15 protein-coding genes are annotated in these 15622 nt (G+C 63.2%); 9 read left to right on the forward strand and 6 right to left on the reverse strand.

All coding sequences use genetic code 11. The annotated features are described in order from the left end of the window. The first annotated feature begins 8 nt into the window (after positions 1–8). From purQ to AC2FNJ_RS02510, 4 genes are all read left to right on the forward strand, one after another. Complete coding sequence (purQ, locus tag AC2FNJ_RS02495) at positions 9–677, forward strand: phosphoribosylformylglycinamidine synthase subunit PurQ (protein ID WP_496762148.1); 669 nt, start codon at positions 9–11, stop codon at positions 675–677. 36 nt (positions 678–713) lie between these two features. After that, positions 714–2492 carry a sensor histidine kinase gene (locus tag AC2FNJ_RS02500; protein ID WP_496762150.1) on the forward strand — a complete coding sequence of 593 codons (1779 nt, stop codon included), beginning with the start codon at positions 714–716 and terminating at the stop codon, positions 2490–2492. Positions 2493–2504: 12 nt separating this feature from the next. Further along, complete coding sequence (locus AC2FNJ_RS02505) at positions 2505–3839, forward strand: sigma-54-dependent transcriptional regulator (protein ID WP_496762151.1); 1335 nt, start codon at positions 2505–2507, stop codon at positions 3837–3839. A gap of 509 nt (positions 3840–4348) precedes the next feature. Beyond that, complete coding sequence (locus AC2FNJ_RS02510; RefSeq protein ID WP_496762153.1) at positions 4349–7054, forward strand: ribonuclease E/G; 2706 nt, start codon at positions 4349–4351, stop codon at positions 7052–7054. Positions 7055–7094: 40 nt separating this feature from the next. Here the strand turns inward: AC2FNJ_RS02510 and AC2FNJ_RS02515 are convergent, their stop codons facing one another. After that, positions 7095–7328 (reverse strand): sulfurtransferase TusA family protein, encoded by a 234-nt coding sequence (locus tag AC2FNJ_RS02515; RefSeq protein ID WP_496762155.1) that lies wholly within the window; start codon positions 7326–7328, stop codon positions 7095–7097. Between the two features lie 110 nt (positions 7329–7438). On the opposite strand from AC2FNJ_RS02515, the gene AC2FNJ_RS02520 reads away from it, so the two are divergent. The 4 genes from AC2FNJ_RS02520 to AC2FNJ_RS02535 all read left to right on the forward strand — a co-directional run bounded on the left by AC2FNJ_RS02520 (position 7439) and on the right by AC2FNJ_RS02535 (position 11810). Continuing rightward, entirely contained in the window at positions 7439–8191 is a 753-nt protein-coding gene (locus tag AC2FNJ_RS02520; RefSeq protein ID WP_496762156.1) for a cytochrome c biogenesis CcdA family protein, read from the forward strand. 100 nt (positions 8192–8291) lie between these two features. After that, a complete protein-coding gene (locus AC2FNJ_RS02525) occupies positions 8292–9506 on the forward strand; it encodes a hypothetical protein (protein WP_496762158.1) in 1215 nt (404 codons plus the stop codon). Continuing rightward, positions 9503–10855: a cytochrome P450 gene (locus AC2FNJ_RS02530; RefSeq protein WP_496762160.1), complete on the forward strand. Its 1353-nt coding sequence runs from the start codon at positions 9503–9505 to the stop codon at positions 10853–10855. The genes AC2FNJ_RS02525 and AC2FNJ_RS02530 overlap by 4 nt, the downstream gene beginning before the upstream one ends. Positions 10856–10928: 73 nt before the next feature. Continuing rightward, the gene (locus AC2FNJ_RS02535; RefSeq protein WP_496762161.1) at positions 10929–11810 is read left to right on the forward strand and encodes a fructose bisphosphate aldolase; all 882 of its coding nucleotides are present in this window, start codon (positions 10929–10931) and stop codon (positions 11808–11810) included. A 2-nt stretch (positions 11811–11812) separates the two neighbouring features. Here AC2FNJ_RS02535 and AC2FNJ_RS02540 read toward each other — a convergent pair whose 3' ends face one another. Genes AC2FNJ_RS02540 through fumC form a run of 4 tightly spaced genes read right to left on the reverse strand, consistent with a single transcriptional unit; the run spans position 11813 to position 14279 of the window. Further along, a complete protein-coding gene (locus AC2FNJ_RS02540; RefSeq protein ID WP_496762162.1) occupies positions 11813–12415 on the reverse strand; it encodes a DNA-3-methyladenine glycosylase I in 603 nt (200 codons plus the stop codon). Between the two features lie 51 nt (positions 12416–12466). Beyond that, positions 12467–12697, reverse strand: a complete 231-nt coding sequence (locus AC2FNJ_RS02545) for a ribbon-helix-helix domain-containing protein (RefSeq protein ID WP_496762164.1) — start codon at positions 12695–12697, stop codon at positions 12467–12469. Further along, positions 12694–12885 carry a DUF4169 family protein gene (locus AC2FNJ_RS02550; protein ID WP_496762165.1) on the reverse strand — a complete coding sequence of 64 codons (192 nt, stop codon included), beginning with the start codon at positions 12883–12885 and terminating at the stop codon, positions 12694–12696. The genes AC2FNJ_RS02545 and AC2FNJ_RS02550 overlap by 4 nt, the downstream gene beginning before the upstream one ends. Continuing rightward, positions 12885–14279, reverse strand: coding sequence for a class II fumarate hydratase (gene fumC / locus AC2FNJ_RS02555; RefSeq protein ID WP_496762166.1), 1395 nt, complete (start codon positions 14277–14279; stop codon positions 12885–12887). The genes AC2FNJ_RS02550 and fumC overlap by 1 nt, the downstream gene beginning before the upstream one ends. 208 nt (positions 14280–14487) lie before the next feature. On the opposite strand from fumC, the gene AC2FNJ_RS02560 reads away from it, so the two are divergent. Then, positions 14488–15051 carry a hypothetical protein gene (locus tag AC2FNJ_RS02560; RefSeq protein ID WP_496762168.1) on the forward strand — a complete coding sequence of 188 codons (564 nt, stop codon included), beginning with the start codon at positions 14488–14490 and terminating at the stop codon, positions 15049–15051. A 44-nt stretch (positions 15052–15095) separates the two neighbouring features. On the opposite strand, the gene AC2FNJ_RS02565 is transcribed toward AC2FNJ_RS02560, so the two are convergent. After that, the gene (locus AC2FNJ_RS02565; protein WP_496762169.1) at positions 15096–15566 is read right to left on the reverse strand and encodes an SspB family protein; all 471 of its coding nucleotides are present in this window, start codon (positions 15564–15566) and stop codon (positions 15096–15098) included. Positions 15567–15622 lie beyond the last annotated feature (56 nt).

Here is a 15622-nt window from a genome sequence, read left to right on the forward strand (position 1 = left end):
ACGCCGCCATGCGTGCAGCCGTTGTCGTTTTTCCCGGATCGAACTGCGATAGAGACCTTGCGGTGGCGTTCGAACGGGCGGGATTTCAGGTGGACATGGTCTGGCACAAGGACGCGGCGCTGCCCGCAGGTGTCGATATCGTCGGCGTGCCCGGCGGGTTTTCCTATGGCGACTATCTGCGCTGCGGCGCCATTGCGGCACAGTCGCCGATCTGCAAGGCCGTCGTGGAACATACCGAACGCGGCGGTTATGCCCTGGGGATCTGCAACGGGTTCCAGATCCTGACCGAGACCGGGATTTTGCCAGGGGCGCTGTTGCGCAATGCCGGCCTCAAGTACATCTGCCGGACCGTCGGGCTGAAAGTGACCACCAGCGACAGCGCCTTCACGCAGGGGTACAACGCGGGCGACGTGATCGACATTCCGATCGCGCATCACGACGGCAACTACTTTGCCGACGATGACACCCTTGCGGCCTTGCGCGATCAGGACAGGGTGGCCTTCACCTATAGCGAGAATCCCAACGGCTCGCGCGCCGACATTGCCGGAATCCTGTCGGAAAACCGGAGGGTTCTGGGAATGATGCCGCATCCCGAACGCGCCGCCGATCCAGGTCATGGCGGCACGGACGGTGCGGCGCTCTTCCGCGCACTGGCGGGCGTTCTGACGCCGGCTTGACTTGAGTCGCTGCACAAGGCGGCGTAGCTTCTGGAAATGAGTTCCGAAGGCCGAAAGAAGAGCGCCGCGACCGAGTCCTGGGTGCAATCCAGTTCGATCGGGTGGCGTCTGCGCACCGTCATCCTGGCGCTGCTGGTTCTTGCGGTCTTTACGGTCTGGATCACCAACCACCTGCTGACCCAGCGGTTCACCGAAAGCACCCGCAACCGCGCCGAGTTGCGGCTGGCGCTCTATTCCGGCAACCTGCTGAGCGAGTTGCGCCGAAACGCCATCGTGCCGCAGCTTCTGGCGCGCGATCCGACCCTGATCGCGGCGTTGCAGTCGAACGATTTCTCTCTGTCCACCCAGCGCCTGATTTCATTCGTCGAGGAGATCGGCGCGGCGTCCCTGATGCTGCTGGACCGCGATGGCCGCTCGGTCGCGGCGACCGATCGCAACCGGCTGGGCGAAACACACCGCAGCTCGCCCTATTTCGTGGAAGCTTTGCGCTCGAACTCGACGATTTTCTCGGTGATCCCGCGCGAGGCCGGCGGATACAGCTTTGCCTATTCCCGGCGAATCGATGCCGGACCCGAGGTCTTGGGCGTCATCGTCGTCGAGGTTGACTTGCAGAAATTCGAACGCGCCTGGGCAGGCATTTCGGATGCGGTGATGGTGGCCGACAGCACGGGCACGATCATTCTGTCCACCGAGCCGCGCTGGCGCGGGCTGAACGAGGACGAGGCGCTGCTGCGTCAGCCGCCCCAATCGGCGATTCAGCGCGCCATCCGGGCGACGACCGATTGGACCGGGCTGCCTCCGGATGCCTATCTGCAGGGTGAAGCCGTGATGCGGATGGAAACGCGCATCCCGTTCCGCGGCTGGCAGATGACATCCTTCACCACCTATTCCTCGATCCGCGAGCGGGTGAACAGCGTTCTGGCGCTCGAGATCATGGGATTTGCGATTCTGCTGGCTCTGGCCTTCTATGCGCTGAGCCGCCGCACGGCGCTGCGCATGGCCTTGTTCCAACGCGAGTCGGCGGAGCTTCGCGCATTGAACGCAAGGCTGCAGCGGGAAATTGCTGAACGGGAACGGGTCCAGAAAACCCTGGAAGTGGCCGAACAAACCCTTGCGCAGAGCTCGAAACTGGCCGCGCTGGGCGAGATGTCGGCCGCGGTGAGTCACGAACTGAACCAGCCGCTTGCTGCGATGAAGACCTATCTGGCCGGCGCCCGGCTTTTACTGCGGCGCAACCGTCCCGAGGAGGCCCTGGCCAGCTTTGGCCGCATCGATGGCCTGATCGAACGGATGGGGGCGATCACCCGCCAGCTGAAGTCCTATGCGCGCAAGGGAGCAGATGCGTTCAGCCCAGTAAATCTTGGCGATGCGCTGGCCTCGTCCCTGTCGATGATGGAGCCGCAACTGCGTCAGCGGCATGTCAAGATCACCCAGATCCTGCCCGAAGAGCCGGTCCTGGTGATGGGCGACCGGATGCGGATCGAGCAGGTGATGGTGAACCTCTTGCGCAATGCGCTCGACGCTACCAAATCAGTGCCTGAGCCGGACGTTGAAATCATCCTTGCGGCCGGGGACATGGCGGTTCTCACGGTGCGCGATAACGGGCACGGGATCGAGGATATCGAGAACCTGTTCGAGCCGTTCTACACGACCAAGCAGCCGGGCGACGGGGTCGGTCTGGGTCTTGCCATCTCGTCCGGGATCGTGAACGACCACGGCGGACGGTTGACGGCCCGCAACGGGCAGCACGGCGGCGCGGTGTTCGAGATGCAGCTGCCGATTTTGGACAAGGACGGCCTGGAGGCCGCCGAATGACGAGGAATGACTATGGCACAGGCCATGAAGATCGCCATTGTGGATGACGAACAGGACATGCGCCAGTCGATCAGCCAATGGCTGGCGCTGTCAGGATATGACACGGAAACCTTCGCAAGCGCCGAGGAGGCCCTCAAGGTTCTGGGGCCGGACTATCCGGGGATCGTGATCTCGGACATCAAGATGCCCGGCATGGACGGGATTCAGTTCCTCAAGAAGCTGATGGGCTCGGACAGCACCCTGCCGGTCATCATGATCACCGGTCACGGGGATGTGCCGATGGCGGTCGAGGCGATGCGCGTCGGTGCCTTCGACTTCCTGGAAAAGCCGTTCAACCCGGACCGCATGTCGGAACTGGCCAAACGGGCCAGCAGCATGCGCCGCCTGACGCTCGACAACCGCGCTCTGCGCCGGGAACTGTCGGGCGGCACCCAGATCATGAACAAGCTGATCGGCGCGAGCCCGGTCATGGAACGCCTGCGCGAGGATATCCTCGATCTCGGACAGGCGGACGGGCACGTGCTGATCGACGGCGAGACAGGCACCGGCAAGACGCTGGTGGCCCACGCGCTGCATGCGGTGGGCAGCCGTGCGGGCAAGAAATTCGTTCTGGTCTCCTGCGCCGCGCTGGAGGAACAGGCCCTGTCCAAGCGCCTTTTCGGCCCGATGCTGCCCGAGGACACCCAGCTTCCGGCCATCGAGGAGGCGCGCGGCGGAACGCTGGTTCTGGAAGATGTCGAGGCGCTGAGCGATACGCTGCAGGCACGGTTGCTGAGCGTGATGAACGAGCAGGGGACGCCGGCCGAAACGCGGATCGTCGCCATCTCGAACCTGCAGGAGGCGGGCAAGACCAGCGAGGACGTGCTGCGCCCCGATCTGTTTTATCGCCTGGCGGCGCTGCGGATCACGATGCCGCCGCTGCGCCAGCGCGGAGAAGACATTCTGACCCTGTTCACCCGCCTGAGCGAGCAGTTCGCCGAGGAATATGGCTGTGATGCGCCCCAGGTCAGCGCGCAGGAGGCTGCGCAGCTGTTGCAGGCCCCGTGGCCGGGCAACGTGCGCCAGTTGATCAACATCGCCGAACGCGCGGTGCTGCAGTCGCGGCGCGGGTCGGGAACCATCGCGTCGCTCTTGATGTCGGATCATGAAGAGATGCAACCGGTGATGACCACCGAGGGCAAGCCGCTGAAGGAGTATGTGGAAGCCTTCGAGCGGATGCTGATCGACAACACGATGCGGCGCCACAAGGGGTCGATCGCGTCGGTGATGGAGGAGCTGTGCCTGCCGCGCCGGACGCTGAACGAGAAGATGGCCAAATACGGGTTGCAGCGCTCGGACTACCTGTAGCGGGGAGGGGGCCAGCCCCCTCTTGGCCTTTCAGGCCAATTCACCCCCGGGATATTTCGGGCCAGATGAAGTGCTTGGCGGGGCGCGCCGGGGTTGCCGTGCAGTTTGCCCATTGTCTTTTCCACCGGACTGCATTTATTGTGGCGGGACGGGCCGGGCCGTTTCTGCGCCCCTAAGCCCCGAATCTTTGAGTTTCGCTGCACTGCCGCGGATGGCGATGATCCCCACGAGGCAATGCAGGCTGATTGAGCCCCTTTTCAGGGGTGCTGGAATGCCTTCGCCCGGGCAATCGGGTGAAAGGAATGAATGGGCAGGCGCCGGCCAGGCCGCGTCTGTCGGAGAAGAACCGCGATGACGCGCGCGCAACGATTGAGTGAACGGGCAGGGGGCCATTGCGCCGCACCCTGCCGTGCGCCGTCCGATATCGCCCTGACAAGACACCACCCCAAAAGCGCCCGTCCGCCCGGATCGGGTAGGACAACGCCTTTGGCGCGGTGCACGAAGGACACATGGCCAAGAAGATGCTTATCGATGCCACCCACGCGGAGGAAACCCGCGTCGTGGTGGTGGACGGCAACAAGGTCGAGGAATTCGACTTTGAATCCGAAAACAAACGGCAGCTTGCCGGCAACATCTATCTCGCAAAGGTAACACGGGTCGAACCGTCGCTGCAGGCGGCCTTTGTGGATTATGGCGGGAACCGGCACGGGTTTCTGGCCTTTTCCGAAATCCATCCGGACTACTACCAGATCCCGGTCGCCGACCGCGAGGCGCTGATGGAAGAAGAGCGCGCCTATGCCGAGGCGATGAGGGCGCGGGACGAGGCCGAGGAAAGCAAACCCAAAAAGCGTCGGTCGCGGTCGCGCAGCAAGGCTGAGGATCTGAAGTCGAACGATCCGGTCGAGACCAGGGACCTGGCCTCGGAGCCCACGGGCATGGAGACCATCGATCTGGGCGACGAGGACGAGGACGCCGAAGTGCCCGAAGGCACGTCGCCCATGGAACTGGTCGCCGAGACGCCGGTCGAGGAACCGGAGGACACGCTTGAGGATGACTCGGCCGAAGAAGGCGCCGCCGAATCCCCCGAGCAGCCGGAGGGCGAAGACATCGCCGCCGCCGAGGCGCCGGAAGCCGAGGACACTCTGGACGAAGACCGCGAAGGGGACGGCGAGGATGCACCCGAGTCCGACGACGAGGACGGTGAAGCCGCCTTTGACGCGGCCGAGAAGGACGACACGATCGAGTCGGTCGCGGAAGAGGATGACAGCGACGACATCCGTCCGCCGCGCAAACCGCGCCCGCGCCGCTACAAGATCCAGGAAGTCATCAAGGTGCGCCAGGTTCTGCTGGTGCAGGTCGTCAAGGAAGAGCGCGGCAACAAGGGTGCGGCGCTGACCACCTATCTGTCGCTGGCGGGCCGGTACTGCGTTCTGATGCCCAACACCGCGCGGGGCGGTGGCATCAGCCGCAAGATCACCAATGCGGCCGACCGCAAGAAGCTCAAGGAAATCGCCTCGGAGATCGACGTGCCGGCCGGTGCCGGCCTGATCATCCGCACCGCCGGCGCCAAGCGCACCAAGTCCGAGATCAAGCGCGACTATGAATATCTGCAGCGCATGTGGGAACAGATCAGGGAACTGACCCTGAAATCCATCGCGCCTGCGCGGATCTACGAAGAAGGCGATCTGATCAAACGGTCGATCCGCGACCTCTACAACCGCGATATCGAGGAGGTTCTGGTCGAAGGCGAAGCCGGTTATCGCATCGCCAAGGACTTCATGAAGATGATCATGCCGTCGCACGCCAAGAACGTGAAACGGTATGAAGACCCGCTGCCGCTGTTCGCGCGGTATCAGGTCGAAAGCTATCTGAGTTCGATGTTCAACCCGACGGTTCAACTGAAGTCCGGCGGCTACATCGTGATCGGCGTGACCGAGGCGCTGGTGGCGATCGACGTGAACTCGGGCCGGGCCACAAAAGAAGGCTCGATCGAGGAAACGGCGCTCAAGACCAACCTGGAGGCCGCCGAGGAGGTGGCGCGCCAGCTGCGTCTGCGTGACCTGGCCGGGCTGATCGTCATCGATTTCATCGACATGGACGAGCGCAAGAACAACGCCGCGGTCGAGAAACGTTTGAAGGACCGGCTCAAGACCGACCGGGCGCGCATTCAGGTCGGCCGGATCTCGGGCTTTGGCCTGCTGGAGATGAGCCGGCAGCGTCTGCGCCCCGGCATGATCGAGGCGACGACCCAGCCGTGCCCGTCCTGCCACGGAACCGGTCTGATCCGTTCGGACGACAACATGGCGCTCAGCATTCTGCGTCAGATCGAGGAGGAGGGCACACGCCGCCGGTCGCGCGAGGTTCTGGTGCGCTGCCCGGTCGGGATCGCCAACTTCCTGATGAACCAGAAACGCGAGCACATCGCCCAGATCGAGCTGCGTTACGGCCTCTCGGTACGCATCGAAGGCGACGTGCATCTGGTCAGCCCGGACTTCTCGATGGAGAAGTTCAAGACAGCCAGCCGTGTGGTGCCCGAACCCGCAACTCCGGTGGTTTCGGCCGATGCCGCGCTGATGGATCAGATCGACGAGGACGACATCACGGAAGACCCCGTTTCGACCGAAGAAGAGGCGAAGCCCAAGCGCAAGCGTCGCCGTCGGCGGCGCAAGAAGGGCGGCAACAATGGCGACGCGCCGGAGGTGACGGAAGGAACGGAAACGTCTGCTGAGCCGTCCGAGAGTGACGCGACCGAGGAGCCGCAGGCGGAAGCGGTGTCTGAGGAGCCTGCAGAAGCCACCGCTGAAGAAGAGGCGCCCAAGCGCAAGAAGCGCCGCGCGCCACGGCGCAAGAAAAAGGATGAACTGGCCGAAACGACGGAGGCCGTAGTGGCGGAGGAGACCGCGGCCGAAGCGGAGGCGCATGTGCCGGATGATGAGGCCGCGCCTGTCGAAGAGGCTGTAGACACCCCTGCGCCGGAACCCGTCGAGGCACCCGAAACCGAAGTGGTCCCGGAACCGGCCGAGCCCGTGATGGCATCGGCCGAGCCGGAGACGGCTGAGGACGAAGGAGAACGCGCGGATGACGACGCCACGGTTCCGCAGCAGGCCGAAGACACCGCGGCAGGATCCGTTCTGGAAATCGTTGCGGAGGAACCCGCACAGGCGGCAGAGCCACCCAAGCCGAAACGGCGCGGCTGGTGGTCGCTGGGCAACTGAGGCAAGCGAAATGGGCGGGAGCAAGCATCCCGCCCTTTTGCTATCCGCCCTTGCGGATCAGATAGACCTGATGGCCATCGGCATCCGATCGCGAGACCAGGGCGTGCCCGGCTTCGGCGCAGAAATGCGGCACGTCCACGATCGCGGCGGGATCATCTGCCAAAACGCGCAGAATCGCGCCCTCGGGCAGGGATTTCAGCCGCTTGCGGGCCTTGAGAACGGGCAGGGGGCACAACAGCCCCAATGCGTCCAGAGTATCGGTGACGTCGGTCATGAAGGCGAGATATTCCGATGTTTCACCTCTGTCCAGCCCGCGGCCTGGGCACGGGGATGTGACCGCATGGCCTCGTGACGTTGCCGCAATCATGACATATGTGCTGAGGCATGTTCGGAATCGATATCATCGACGCGGGGCTGTTGCCCGCCATGTTCATCGCGATGCTCGGCGGGATCATCAGTTTCCTGTCGCCCTGCGTCTTGCCCATCGTGCCGCCCTACCTCGCCTATATGAGCGGGGTGACGATCCACGAAATGCAGGACCAGGCGCAGGCGCGGCGGCGGGCGACCCTGGCGGCGCTGTTCTTCGTTCTGGGCCTCTCGACGGTCTTTCTGCTGCTGGGGTTCACAGCGTCGGCCTTCGGCGCCTTCGTTCTGTCCAATCAGGTGCTGTTCGCCAAGATCTCCGGCGCCGTCGTGATCGTGTTCGGGCTGCATTTCCTGAACGTTTTCCGCATTCCGATTCTGGACCGCGAGGCGCGGATGGAAACCGGCGATGCGGGCGGGTCGGTATTCGGGGCTTACATTCTTGGGCTGGCCTTTGCCTTTGGCTGGACCCCCTGCATCGGTCCGCAACTGGGAGCGATCCTGTCTCTGGCCGCATCCGAAGCTTCGGTCGCGCGCGGCACTCTGCTGTTGGGACTCTACGCCGCAGGACTGGGGATTCCCTTCCTGCTGGCGGCGATGTTCCTGAACCGGTCGATGTCGGTGATGAACCGGATCAAGCCGTACATGGGCACCATCGAAAAGGTCATGGGCGGGTTGCTGCTGTTCGTCGGCATCATGCTGATCACCGGGCTGTTCACAGAATTCAGCTGGTGGCTGCTGGAGACATTCCCGGCGCTCGCCACGCTGGGCTGATCGTTCCGCAAATTGCCACCGGACTTGCGTCAAAACCTTGGCCGGACCGGCCTTACGCTCGCCGCGAACCTGCGCTAGTCTGAGCGCAGAGGTCGAGGCCATGAGCAGCAAACCGTCGCAGAAACAGGTGCGAAGGCGCCGGGTGTTCTACATTCCCGGCTACGATCCCATGCATTCCAGACGGTATCGGGAACTCTACCGCAAGGAAGCGGCCGCGCAGGCGTGCATCTCGGGCTATGACATCAGCTTGCGGGCCAAGTCGGGAGATGGCCCCTATGGTTGGGAGGTGGACTCGACGCAGGAAGGACAGCGGGTCGAGACGCGGGTCGAAGTCCTGGTCTGGTCGGACATCGTGCGCGAGAGCATGGCCAGTTCGATCTTCGCCACCTATCTGCGCACGGTTCGGATGGCGTGGATCTATATCGCCTCCGGTACGCTCTGGCGGCTGATGCGCCTGCGAAAGGGGCCGGTGATCGCGGCGCTCTATCCGGTGGGGATGCTGACCCTGGAACTGGCGCTTGCAATCGCCGCGGCGTGGGGGATCGCCATGGTGTCCCGGCCGTTGCTGGGCTGGTTCGGCGTTGTCCCCGGGCTGCTCGTTGCCGGGGCGATGCTCCACTGGTTCCGACAGTTGGACAACCGGCTGCTGGTGTACTACCTGCTGCACAACTACATCTATTCGGCGCAGCTGTGGGGTGCGAACCCGCCCGAGCTCGAGGCGCGGTTGTCCGCCTTCGCCGCGCAGATCGCCGAAGCCTTGCGGGAGGATGTGGACGAGGTCTTGGTGGTCGGGCACAGTTCGGGCGCGCATCTGGGCGTCTCCGTTCTGGCCGATCTGATCCGAAGCGGGCGGGTTTCGAAGGATGGACCGGCGCTGGGCTTTCTGACCCTGGGGCAGGTCATGCCGATGGTGTCGTTCCTGCCGCAGGCGCACCGTCTGCGGTCCGATCTGCACTACCTTTGCGCCCGGGACGAATTGACCTGGATCGACGTGTCGGCCCCGGGCGACGGATGCGCCTTTGCCCTGTGCGATCCCGTGACGGTCAGCGGCGTCGCGGCGCAAGGCAAGCGCTGGCCCTTGGTTCTGTCGGCTGCCTTTTCCCGGACCCTATCGCCGGCGCGCTGGGCAGAATTGCGCTGGCGGTTCTTCCGGCTGCATTTCCAGTATCTCTGCGCTTTCGACCGGCCGGGCGACTACGACTATTTTCGCATCACCGCCGGCCCCATGACCCTCGGGGCGCGGTTCGCTGGGCGCGCGGCGTCGAAATCCCGAATTGACGAGCCGGTGTCCAAATACACGTCGGTGGCGGCATGAACCCGCCAAAACCGCCCGCGCGGCCAGACAGGGTGTCACTCTGGCGGTATCTGCGGCTGTTCCGGCAGGATCTGCTGTCGGCCCAGCCGCAGCGCCTCTACCGCGCCTGGATGGCCGAGTTTCGTACGCCGTTCTTTCGGTCGTTTCTTGTCAACCAGCCGGACTTGATCGAGACCGTCCTCAAGAAACGGCCGGACGATTTCCCCAAGTCAGACCGGATACGCGAAGGCTTGAAGCCGCTGCTGGGCAACTCGGTCTTCGTGACCAACGGCGAGACCTGGAAACGCCAGCGCCGCATCATCGACCCTGCCTTTGAAGGGGGACGGTTGAAGGACACATTTCCGGCGATGCGGGCGGCGGCCGATGCCTGTGCCGCGCGGTTGCAGGACGCGGTCGGGCAGGAAACCGAGATCGAAGAGGTCACGAGCCATGCTGCGGCGGATGTGATATTTCGCACCCTGTTCTCGATTCCCATCGACGACGAGATCGCCACGCGCGTGTTCGACCGGTTTCGCGCCTATCAGCGGGCGCAGCCACTGTTGAACCTCGCCGCTTTCATTCCGGTGCCGCGCTGGTTTCCCCGGTTTCACGCACGGCAGACGCGGGAAAATGCCGCCGCGATCCGGGCGCTGATCGAGACGTTGACGGCCCGGCGCATGGCCGAGATCGAGGCCGGGCACGCCCCCGACGATCTGGCCACCAAGATCATGACATCGGCCGATCCGATAACCGGCCGGCGGTTCGACACCTCCGAGATGGTCGATCAGGTGGCGATCTTCTTTCTGGCCGGCCATGAAACCAGCGCTTCTGCATTGGCCTGGACGCTGTATCTGATGGCGCTGTATCCGGATTGGCAGGACAAGGTTGCACAAGAGGCGCGGGCGCTGGAGGAGGACCGCGGGTTTGCCGTCATGTCGCGCCTGAAGCTCAGCCAGGATGTGTTCCGCGAGGCGTTGCGCCTCTACCCTCCGGTGCCGATGATGGTGCGTGAGGCAACTCGTGCGGAAAGGTTCCGCGACCGCGATATTCCGAAAGGCGCCCAGATCGTTCTCAGCCCCTGGCATCTGCATCGCCATGAACGGCTGTGGGAAAGGCCCGATGCTTTTGACCCCGCGCGATGGCAGAGCGAGAACGGCCAGCGATGCCAGCGCGAGGCTTTCATCCCGTTTTCCGCCGGTCCGAGGGTCTGCACCGGGGCCGGATTCGCCATGGTCGAGGGGCCGCTGATCCTGTCCACGCTTCTGCGTCGTTTCCGGTTCGACCGCATCGAGGGCCGCGATCCGGTGCCGGTCGCGCATCTGACGGTGCGGGCGCGCGACGGCATCTGGCTCCGGGTTCTTGAGCGCTAACAAACTACCATCGATCAACGGCTTGCTGTATGCGGTTGCTGAAAACGGAATCAGAGTGAACGGGGAAAGTGATATGTCCAAGGCAGACCAGCGCGAACAGATGAAGAACGGGGCGGGGTTCATCGCCGCTCTGGATCAGAGCGGCGGTTCGACGCCCAAGGCGCTGGCGCTGTACGGGGTGGATGCTTCGGACTACACGTCCGAAGAAGAGATGTTTGCCGAGATCCAGAAGATGCGTGCGCGCATCATCTTGGCCGATGACTTCACCCGCGACAAGGTGATCGGCGCGATCCTGTTCGAACGCACGCTTGGCGAGGAAATCGAGGGCCGCAAGGTGGCCGATTACCTGTGGTCGGTCAAAGGCATCGTGCCGTTCCTCAAGATCGACAAGGGGCTTGAGGACACCGCCAACGGCGTGCAGCTGATGAAGCCCATCCCGGGCCTGGCCGAGACGCTGGCCAAGGCCGAAGGCGTGTTCGGCACCAAGGAGCGCTCGGTCATCCACGAGGCCAATGCCGAAGGCATCGCCGCCGTGGTGAAACAGCAGTTCGACGTGGCCCGCGAGGTGATCGCCGCCGGCATGGTGCCGATCATCGAGCCCGAGGTGAACATCAAGTCGGACACCAAGGCCGAGGCCGAAGAGATCCTGAAGGCCGAAATCCTGAAGAACCTCGACGATCTGGGCGAGGGGCAGGACGTCATGCTGAAGCTGACCCTGCCCAGCAAGGCCAACCTGTATGACGAGGCCGCCGACCATCCGCGCGTTCTGCGGGTCGTGGCGCTGTCGGGCGGTTATTCGACCGACGAGGCCTGTGCGCTGCTGGCGCAGAACGGCAAGATGATCGCCTCCTTCTCGCGCGCGCTGACCGAGGGGCTTTCGAAACAGCAGTCGGATGCCGAGTTCAACGCGGCCCTGGGCAGCAATATCGACAAGATCTACCGCGCCTCGGTCTGAGGTCAGACCGGTTTGGTGAACGAGCGGCGCAACTGCGCCGCTTTCTCGCGCATGGCGCAGCCTGTGGCGTGGTCATTCACCAGCCCCATCGCCTGCATGAAAGCGAATACGGTGGTGGGGCCGACGAATTTCCAGCCGCGCTTCTTTAGATCCTTGGACATGGCGACCGACTCGGGCGAGATCGAAGCCGTCTGCGGCGCGGGCGAGTGTTCGGGCTCGAACCGCCAGACATAGGCGGCCAGAGAGCCGGTTTCCGCCACCAGCTCTTGCGCGCGGCGGGCGTTGTTGATCACGGCTTCGATCTTGCCGCGGTGGCGGATGATGCCTGAGTCTTGCAAGAGCCGCTCCACATCCCCTTCGGAAAAACCGGCCATGACGTTGAAATCAAAACCGGAAAAGGCTTTGCGAAAGTTCTCGCGCTTGGCCAGGATGGTGCGCCAGCTGAGGCCGGACTGAAAGCTTTCGAGGCACAGTTTCTCGAACAGGCGCTGGTCGTCTCCGACCGGATAGCCCCATTCATTGTCGTGATAGTCAAAGAATTCCGGCGCTACCTGGCACCAGCCACATCGCGGTAGGCCATCGGGGCCGGTCACAAGATCGCGCATGAAATGTACCCTTTTTGTTCACTGTCAGCCTAGATACCGACAGCGATCAGATCAAGGGTTGCGGTCCGGCGACCAGTACCAGTTCAGGACAAAGACGCGAATGGCCGAAGCCAGCCCAGTTTCCGGATCGCGCGCCACATCAATTTCGGATGCCAAGACATTGATTGGCATTCTTTTTTCCTTGGCGATTTCCCGGAACGCCTGCCAGAACTCATCCTCGAGCGAGACCGAGGTGCGGTGCCCCTTGAGGGTCAGCGAGCGTTTCACGGGCGGGCCGCTCATTCATCCAGCTCGTGATTGTCCAGATCGAGGCGGGCCTTGTCGGCGCGGGCCTTGTCGGCGCGGGCCTTGTCCAGCTGCCTTTCCGCCTTGCTGCGCCCGAACGCCACCGAGTTCCGGTCGGCACAGGCCTTTTTCTCGGCCCGCGCCTTCTCCTTGCGATACCGGTTCAGATTGACCGGCTTGCCCATCAGCCCTTGGGTCCGATCATGTGCTCGGGGCGCACGACGGCCTCGAAGGTCTCTTCGTCGACGAAGCCCAGCTTGATGGCCTCTTCCTTCAGCGTGGTGCCGTTCTTGTGCGCGGTCTTGGCGACCGTGGTGGCGTTGTCATAGCCGATGGTGGGCGCCAGCGCTGTGACCAGCATCAGGGATTCCTGCATAAGCTTTTCGATACGCTCTTCATTGGCCCTGATGCCCAGCAGCATGCGTTCGGTAAAGCTGTCGGCCGCATCGCCCAGCAACTGGATCGATTGCAGCAGGTTGTAGGCCATCATCGGGTTGTACACATTCAACTCGAAATGGCCCTGGCTGCCGGCAAACTTGATCCCTGCGTCATTGCCTATCACGTGGGCAGCAACCTGCGTAATCGCCTCGGCCTGGGTCGGGTTCACCTTGCCGGGCATGATCGACGAGCCGGGTTCGTTTTCCGGCAGGATCAGCTCGCCCAGACCCGAGCGCGGGCCGGAACCCAGCAAGCGGATGTCGTTGGCGATCTTGTAGCAGCTGCCCGCAACCGTGGCCAAGGCGCCCGACAGGAACACCATCGCGTCATGGGCGGCCAGCGCCTCGAACTTGTTGGGCGCGGTGACGAAGGGCAGGCCGGTGATTTCGGCCATGTTGGCGGCAACGGCCTCGGCCCAGCCTTTCTGGGTGTTCAGGCCGGTGCCCACGGCCGTTCCACCTTGGGCCAATTCGTAGATGTGAGGCATTGCAAGCATGACACGCTCGATGCCCTGGCGGATCTGATGGGCATATCCGCTGAACTCCTGGCCCAGGGTCAGCGGGGTCGCATCCTGGGTGTGGGTGCGGCCGATCTTGATGATGTCCTTGAACTCTTCGGATTTCTGTTCGAGCCCGGCGGCGAGCTTCTCCAGACCGGGCAGCAGAACGTCGCGCACGCTCATCGCGGTGGCGATGTGCATGGCGGTCGGGAAGGTGTCGTTCGAGGACTGGCCCATGTTGCAATGGTCGTTCGGGTGCACCGGATCCTTCGAGCCGATGACGCCGCCGAGAATCTCGATAGCGCGGTTGGCGATGACCTCGTTGGCGTTCATGTTCGACTGAGTGCCCGATCCGGTCTGCCAGACGACCAGGGGGAAGTTGTCGTCGAACTTGCCCTCGATCACTTCGCCTGCGGCCTGGATGATGGCATCGGCGATGCGCGCGTCCAGCTTGCCGGTAGCCTTGTTTTCCATGGCGCAGGCCTTTTTGACCACGCCCAGCGCGCGCACGATGGCGACGGGCTGCTTTTCCCAGCCGATGGGGAAGTTCATGATCGAGCGTTGGGTCTGGGCGCCCCAATACTTCTCGGCCGGAACTTCGAGCGGGCCAAAACTGTCGGATTCGGTGCGGGTCTGAGACATCTGTCACTCCGTCTTGTATGCGGTTGTATGCCGTTTAGCCGGGTCATGGCCGTGACGCAATCGGCCAGTTGCGCGCACCATAGGCGTCCTGCGCTGCCGGGTACAGTCGGGCGGCCGCGTCAATTTTTCGTGGTCGGGCGGCAGTGTGAGATTGTGCCGGCCCCCTCCACCTGTAGAATGTAGTTCGAATGAGGTTTGGAGACACCGAATGGAACCGCTGGTCCAATTCCGACAAGTTCCGGTCATGAGGCACTTGGCGGCAGCCATTCTTCTGACGATTTCCCTTGCCATTCCGGCGTTTGCGACCGAGATCGCGCCTTTCGTCGGGGCCTACAGCGGGTCGGCCGAACTGGTCGATGCGGACGGCACGACGACACCGCGCGACATGAGCGTCACGATCGAAGAGACCAGGAACGGATTCAACGTCAGTTGGAAGACGACGACCTACAAGGATGACGGTCGCGTGAAAGAGCAGGAATATTCCGTCGATTTCGTGCCGACGGACCGCCCCAACGTCTTTTCCGCCGCCATGCGCCGAAATGTCTTTGGGCATGAGGTTCAACTCGATCCGATGAAGGGTGAGCCGTTTGTCTGGGGCCGCATCACTGGCGACACGCTGACGGTCTATTCGCTGTTCATTGACGATGTCGGCGGCTACGAAATGCAGCAGTTCGACAGGACGTTGGCCGAGGGCGGTCTGAGCCTGTCTTTCAGCCGGTTTCGCAACGGTGAACAGTCGCGGTCGGTCGAGACCTTTCTGACCCGAGAATAGCTCCGCCGCTTTCCGGATCACGCTTTTGAACTGTGCGGTGCGCGTTATTTCCGGAAGCTGTCGAGCGAGACGATGTCCGCGTCGTGATGGATTTCGGGCTGATCTTCGGGGATCGGAACGGGTTCCGGTGCGGGCCGCGCAGTTTCTTCGGCGCCATCGTCCTCGGTCGTTTCGAATCGCAGTCCGAACTCGACCGAAGGATCGACGAAGGTCTTGATCGCCGTGTAGGGAATATACAGCGGCTCGGGCGAGTCGCCGAAGTTCAGCGTGATCGAAAACCCGTCCTCGTCGACGATCAGGTTCTCGAACCAGTGCTGCATGACGATCGTCATCTCTTCGGGATAGCGGTCCTTCAGCCAATCGGCCAGTTCAACATCCGGTTGTTTCGTGTCGAAGGTGATGAAGAAATGGTGCGCGCCCGGAAGACCGTTGCGCGCAACATCCGCGAGCACGGTCTTGATCAACCCGCGCATCGCGGCGTGCATCAGGTTTCCGTAATCGATGTCTCGCGACATGGTTGTTCCTCGAAGTGTCTTGGTCTCAGCATACGGGATTCGGAAGGAAACAAAAG

It is taken from the genome of Ruegeria sp. BHSB196 (assembly GCF_059613135.1).

Coding starts and splice junctions, on each gene's coding strand:
- AC2FNJ_RS02525 (WP_496762158.1), top strand. CDS start 8,292: ATGAGCAGCAAACCGTCGCAGAAACAGGTGCGAAGGCGCCGGGTGTTC.
- purQ (WP_496762148.1), top strand. CDS start 9: ATGCGTGCAGCCGTTGTCGTTTTTCCCGGATCGAACTGCGATAGAGAC.
- AC2FNJ_RS02530 (WP_496762160.1), top strand. CDS start 9,503: ATGAACCCGCCAAAACCGCCCGCGCGGCCAGACAGGGTGTCACTCTGG.
- AC2FNJ_RS02540 (WP_496762162.1), bottom strand. CDS start 12,415: ATGCGCGATCTTGTGACCGGCCCCGATGGCCTACCGCGATGTGGCTGG.
- AC2FNJ_RS02535 (WP_496762161.1), top strand. CDS start 10,929: ATGTCCAAGGCAGACCAGCGCGAACAGATGAAGAACGGGGCGGGGTTC.
- fumC (WP_496762166.1), bottom strand. CDS start 14,279: ATGTCTCAGACCCGCACCGAATCCGACAGTTTTGGCCCGCTCGAAGTT.
- AC2FNJ_RS02545 (WP_496762164.1), bottom strand. CDS start 12,697: ATGAGCGGCCCGCCCGTGAAACGCTCGCTGACCCTCAAGGGGCACCGC.
- AC2FNJ_RS02550 (WP_496762165.1), bottom strand. CDS start 12,885: ATGGGCAAGCCGGTCAATCTGAACCGGTATCGCAAGGAGAAGGCGCGG.
- AC2FNJ_RS02500 (WP_496762150.1), top strand. CDS start 714: ATGAGTTCCGAAGGCCGAAAGAAGAGCGCCGCGACCGAGTCCTGGGTG.
- AC2FNJ_RS02510 (WP_496762153.1), top strand. CDS start 4,349: ATGGCCAAGAAGATGCTTATCGATGCCACCCACGCGGAGGAAACCCGC.
- AC2FNJ_RS02520 (WP_496762156.1), top strand. CDS start 7,439: ATGTTCGGAATCGATATCATCGACGCGGGGCTGTTGCCCGCCATGTTC.
- AC2FNJ_RS02565 (WP_496762169.1), bottom strand. CDS start 15,566: ATGTCGCGAGACATCGATTACGGAAACCTGATGCACGCCGCGATGCGC.
- AC2FNJ_RS02560 (WP_496762168.1), top strand. CDS start 14,488: ATGGAACCGCTGGTCCAATTCCGACAAGTTCCGGTCATGAGGCACTTG.
- AC2FNJ_RS02515 (WP_496762155.1), bottom strand. CDS start 7,328: ATGACCGACGTCACCGATACTCTGGACGCATTGGGGCTGTTGTGCCCC.
- AC2FNJ_RS02505 (WP_496762151.1), top strand. CDS start 2,505: ATGGCACAGGCCATGAAGATCGCCATTGTGGATGACGAACAGGACATG.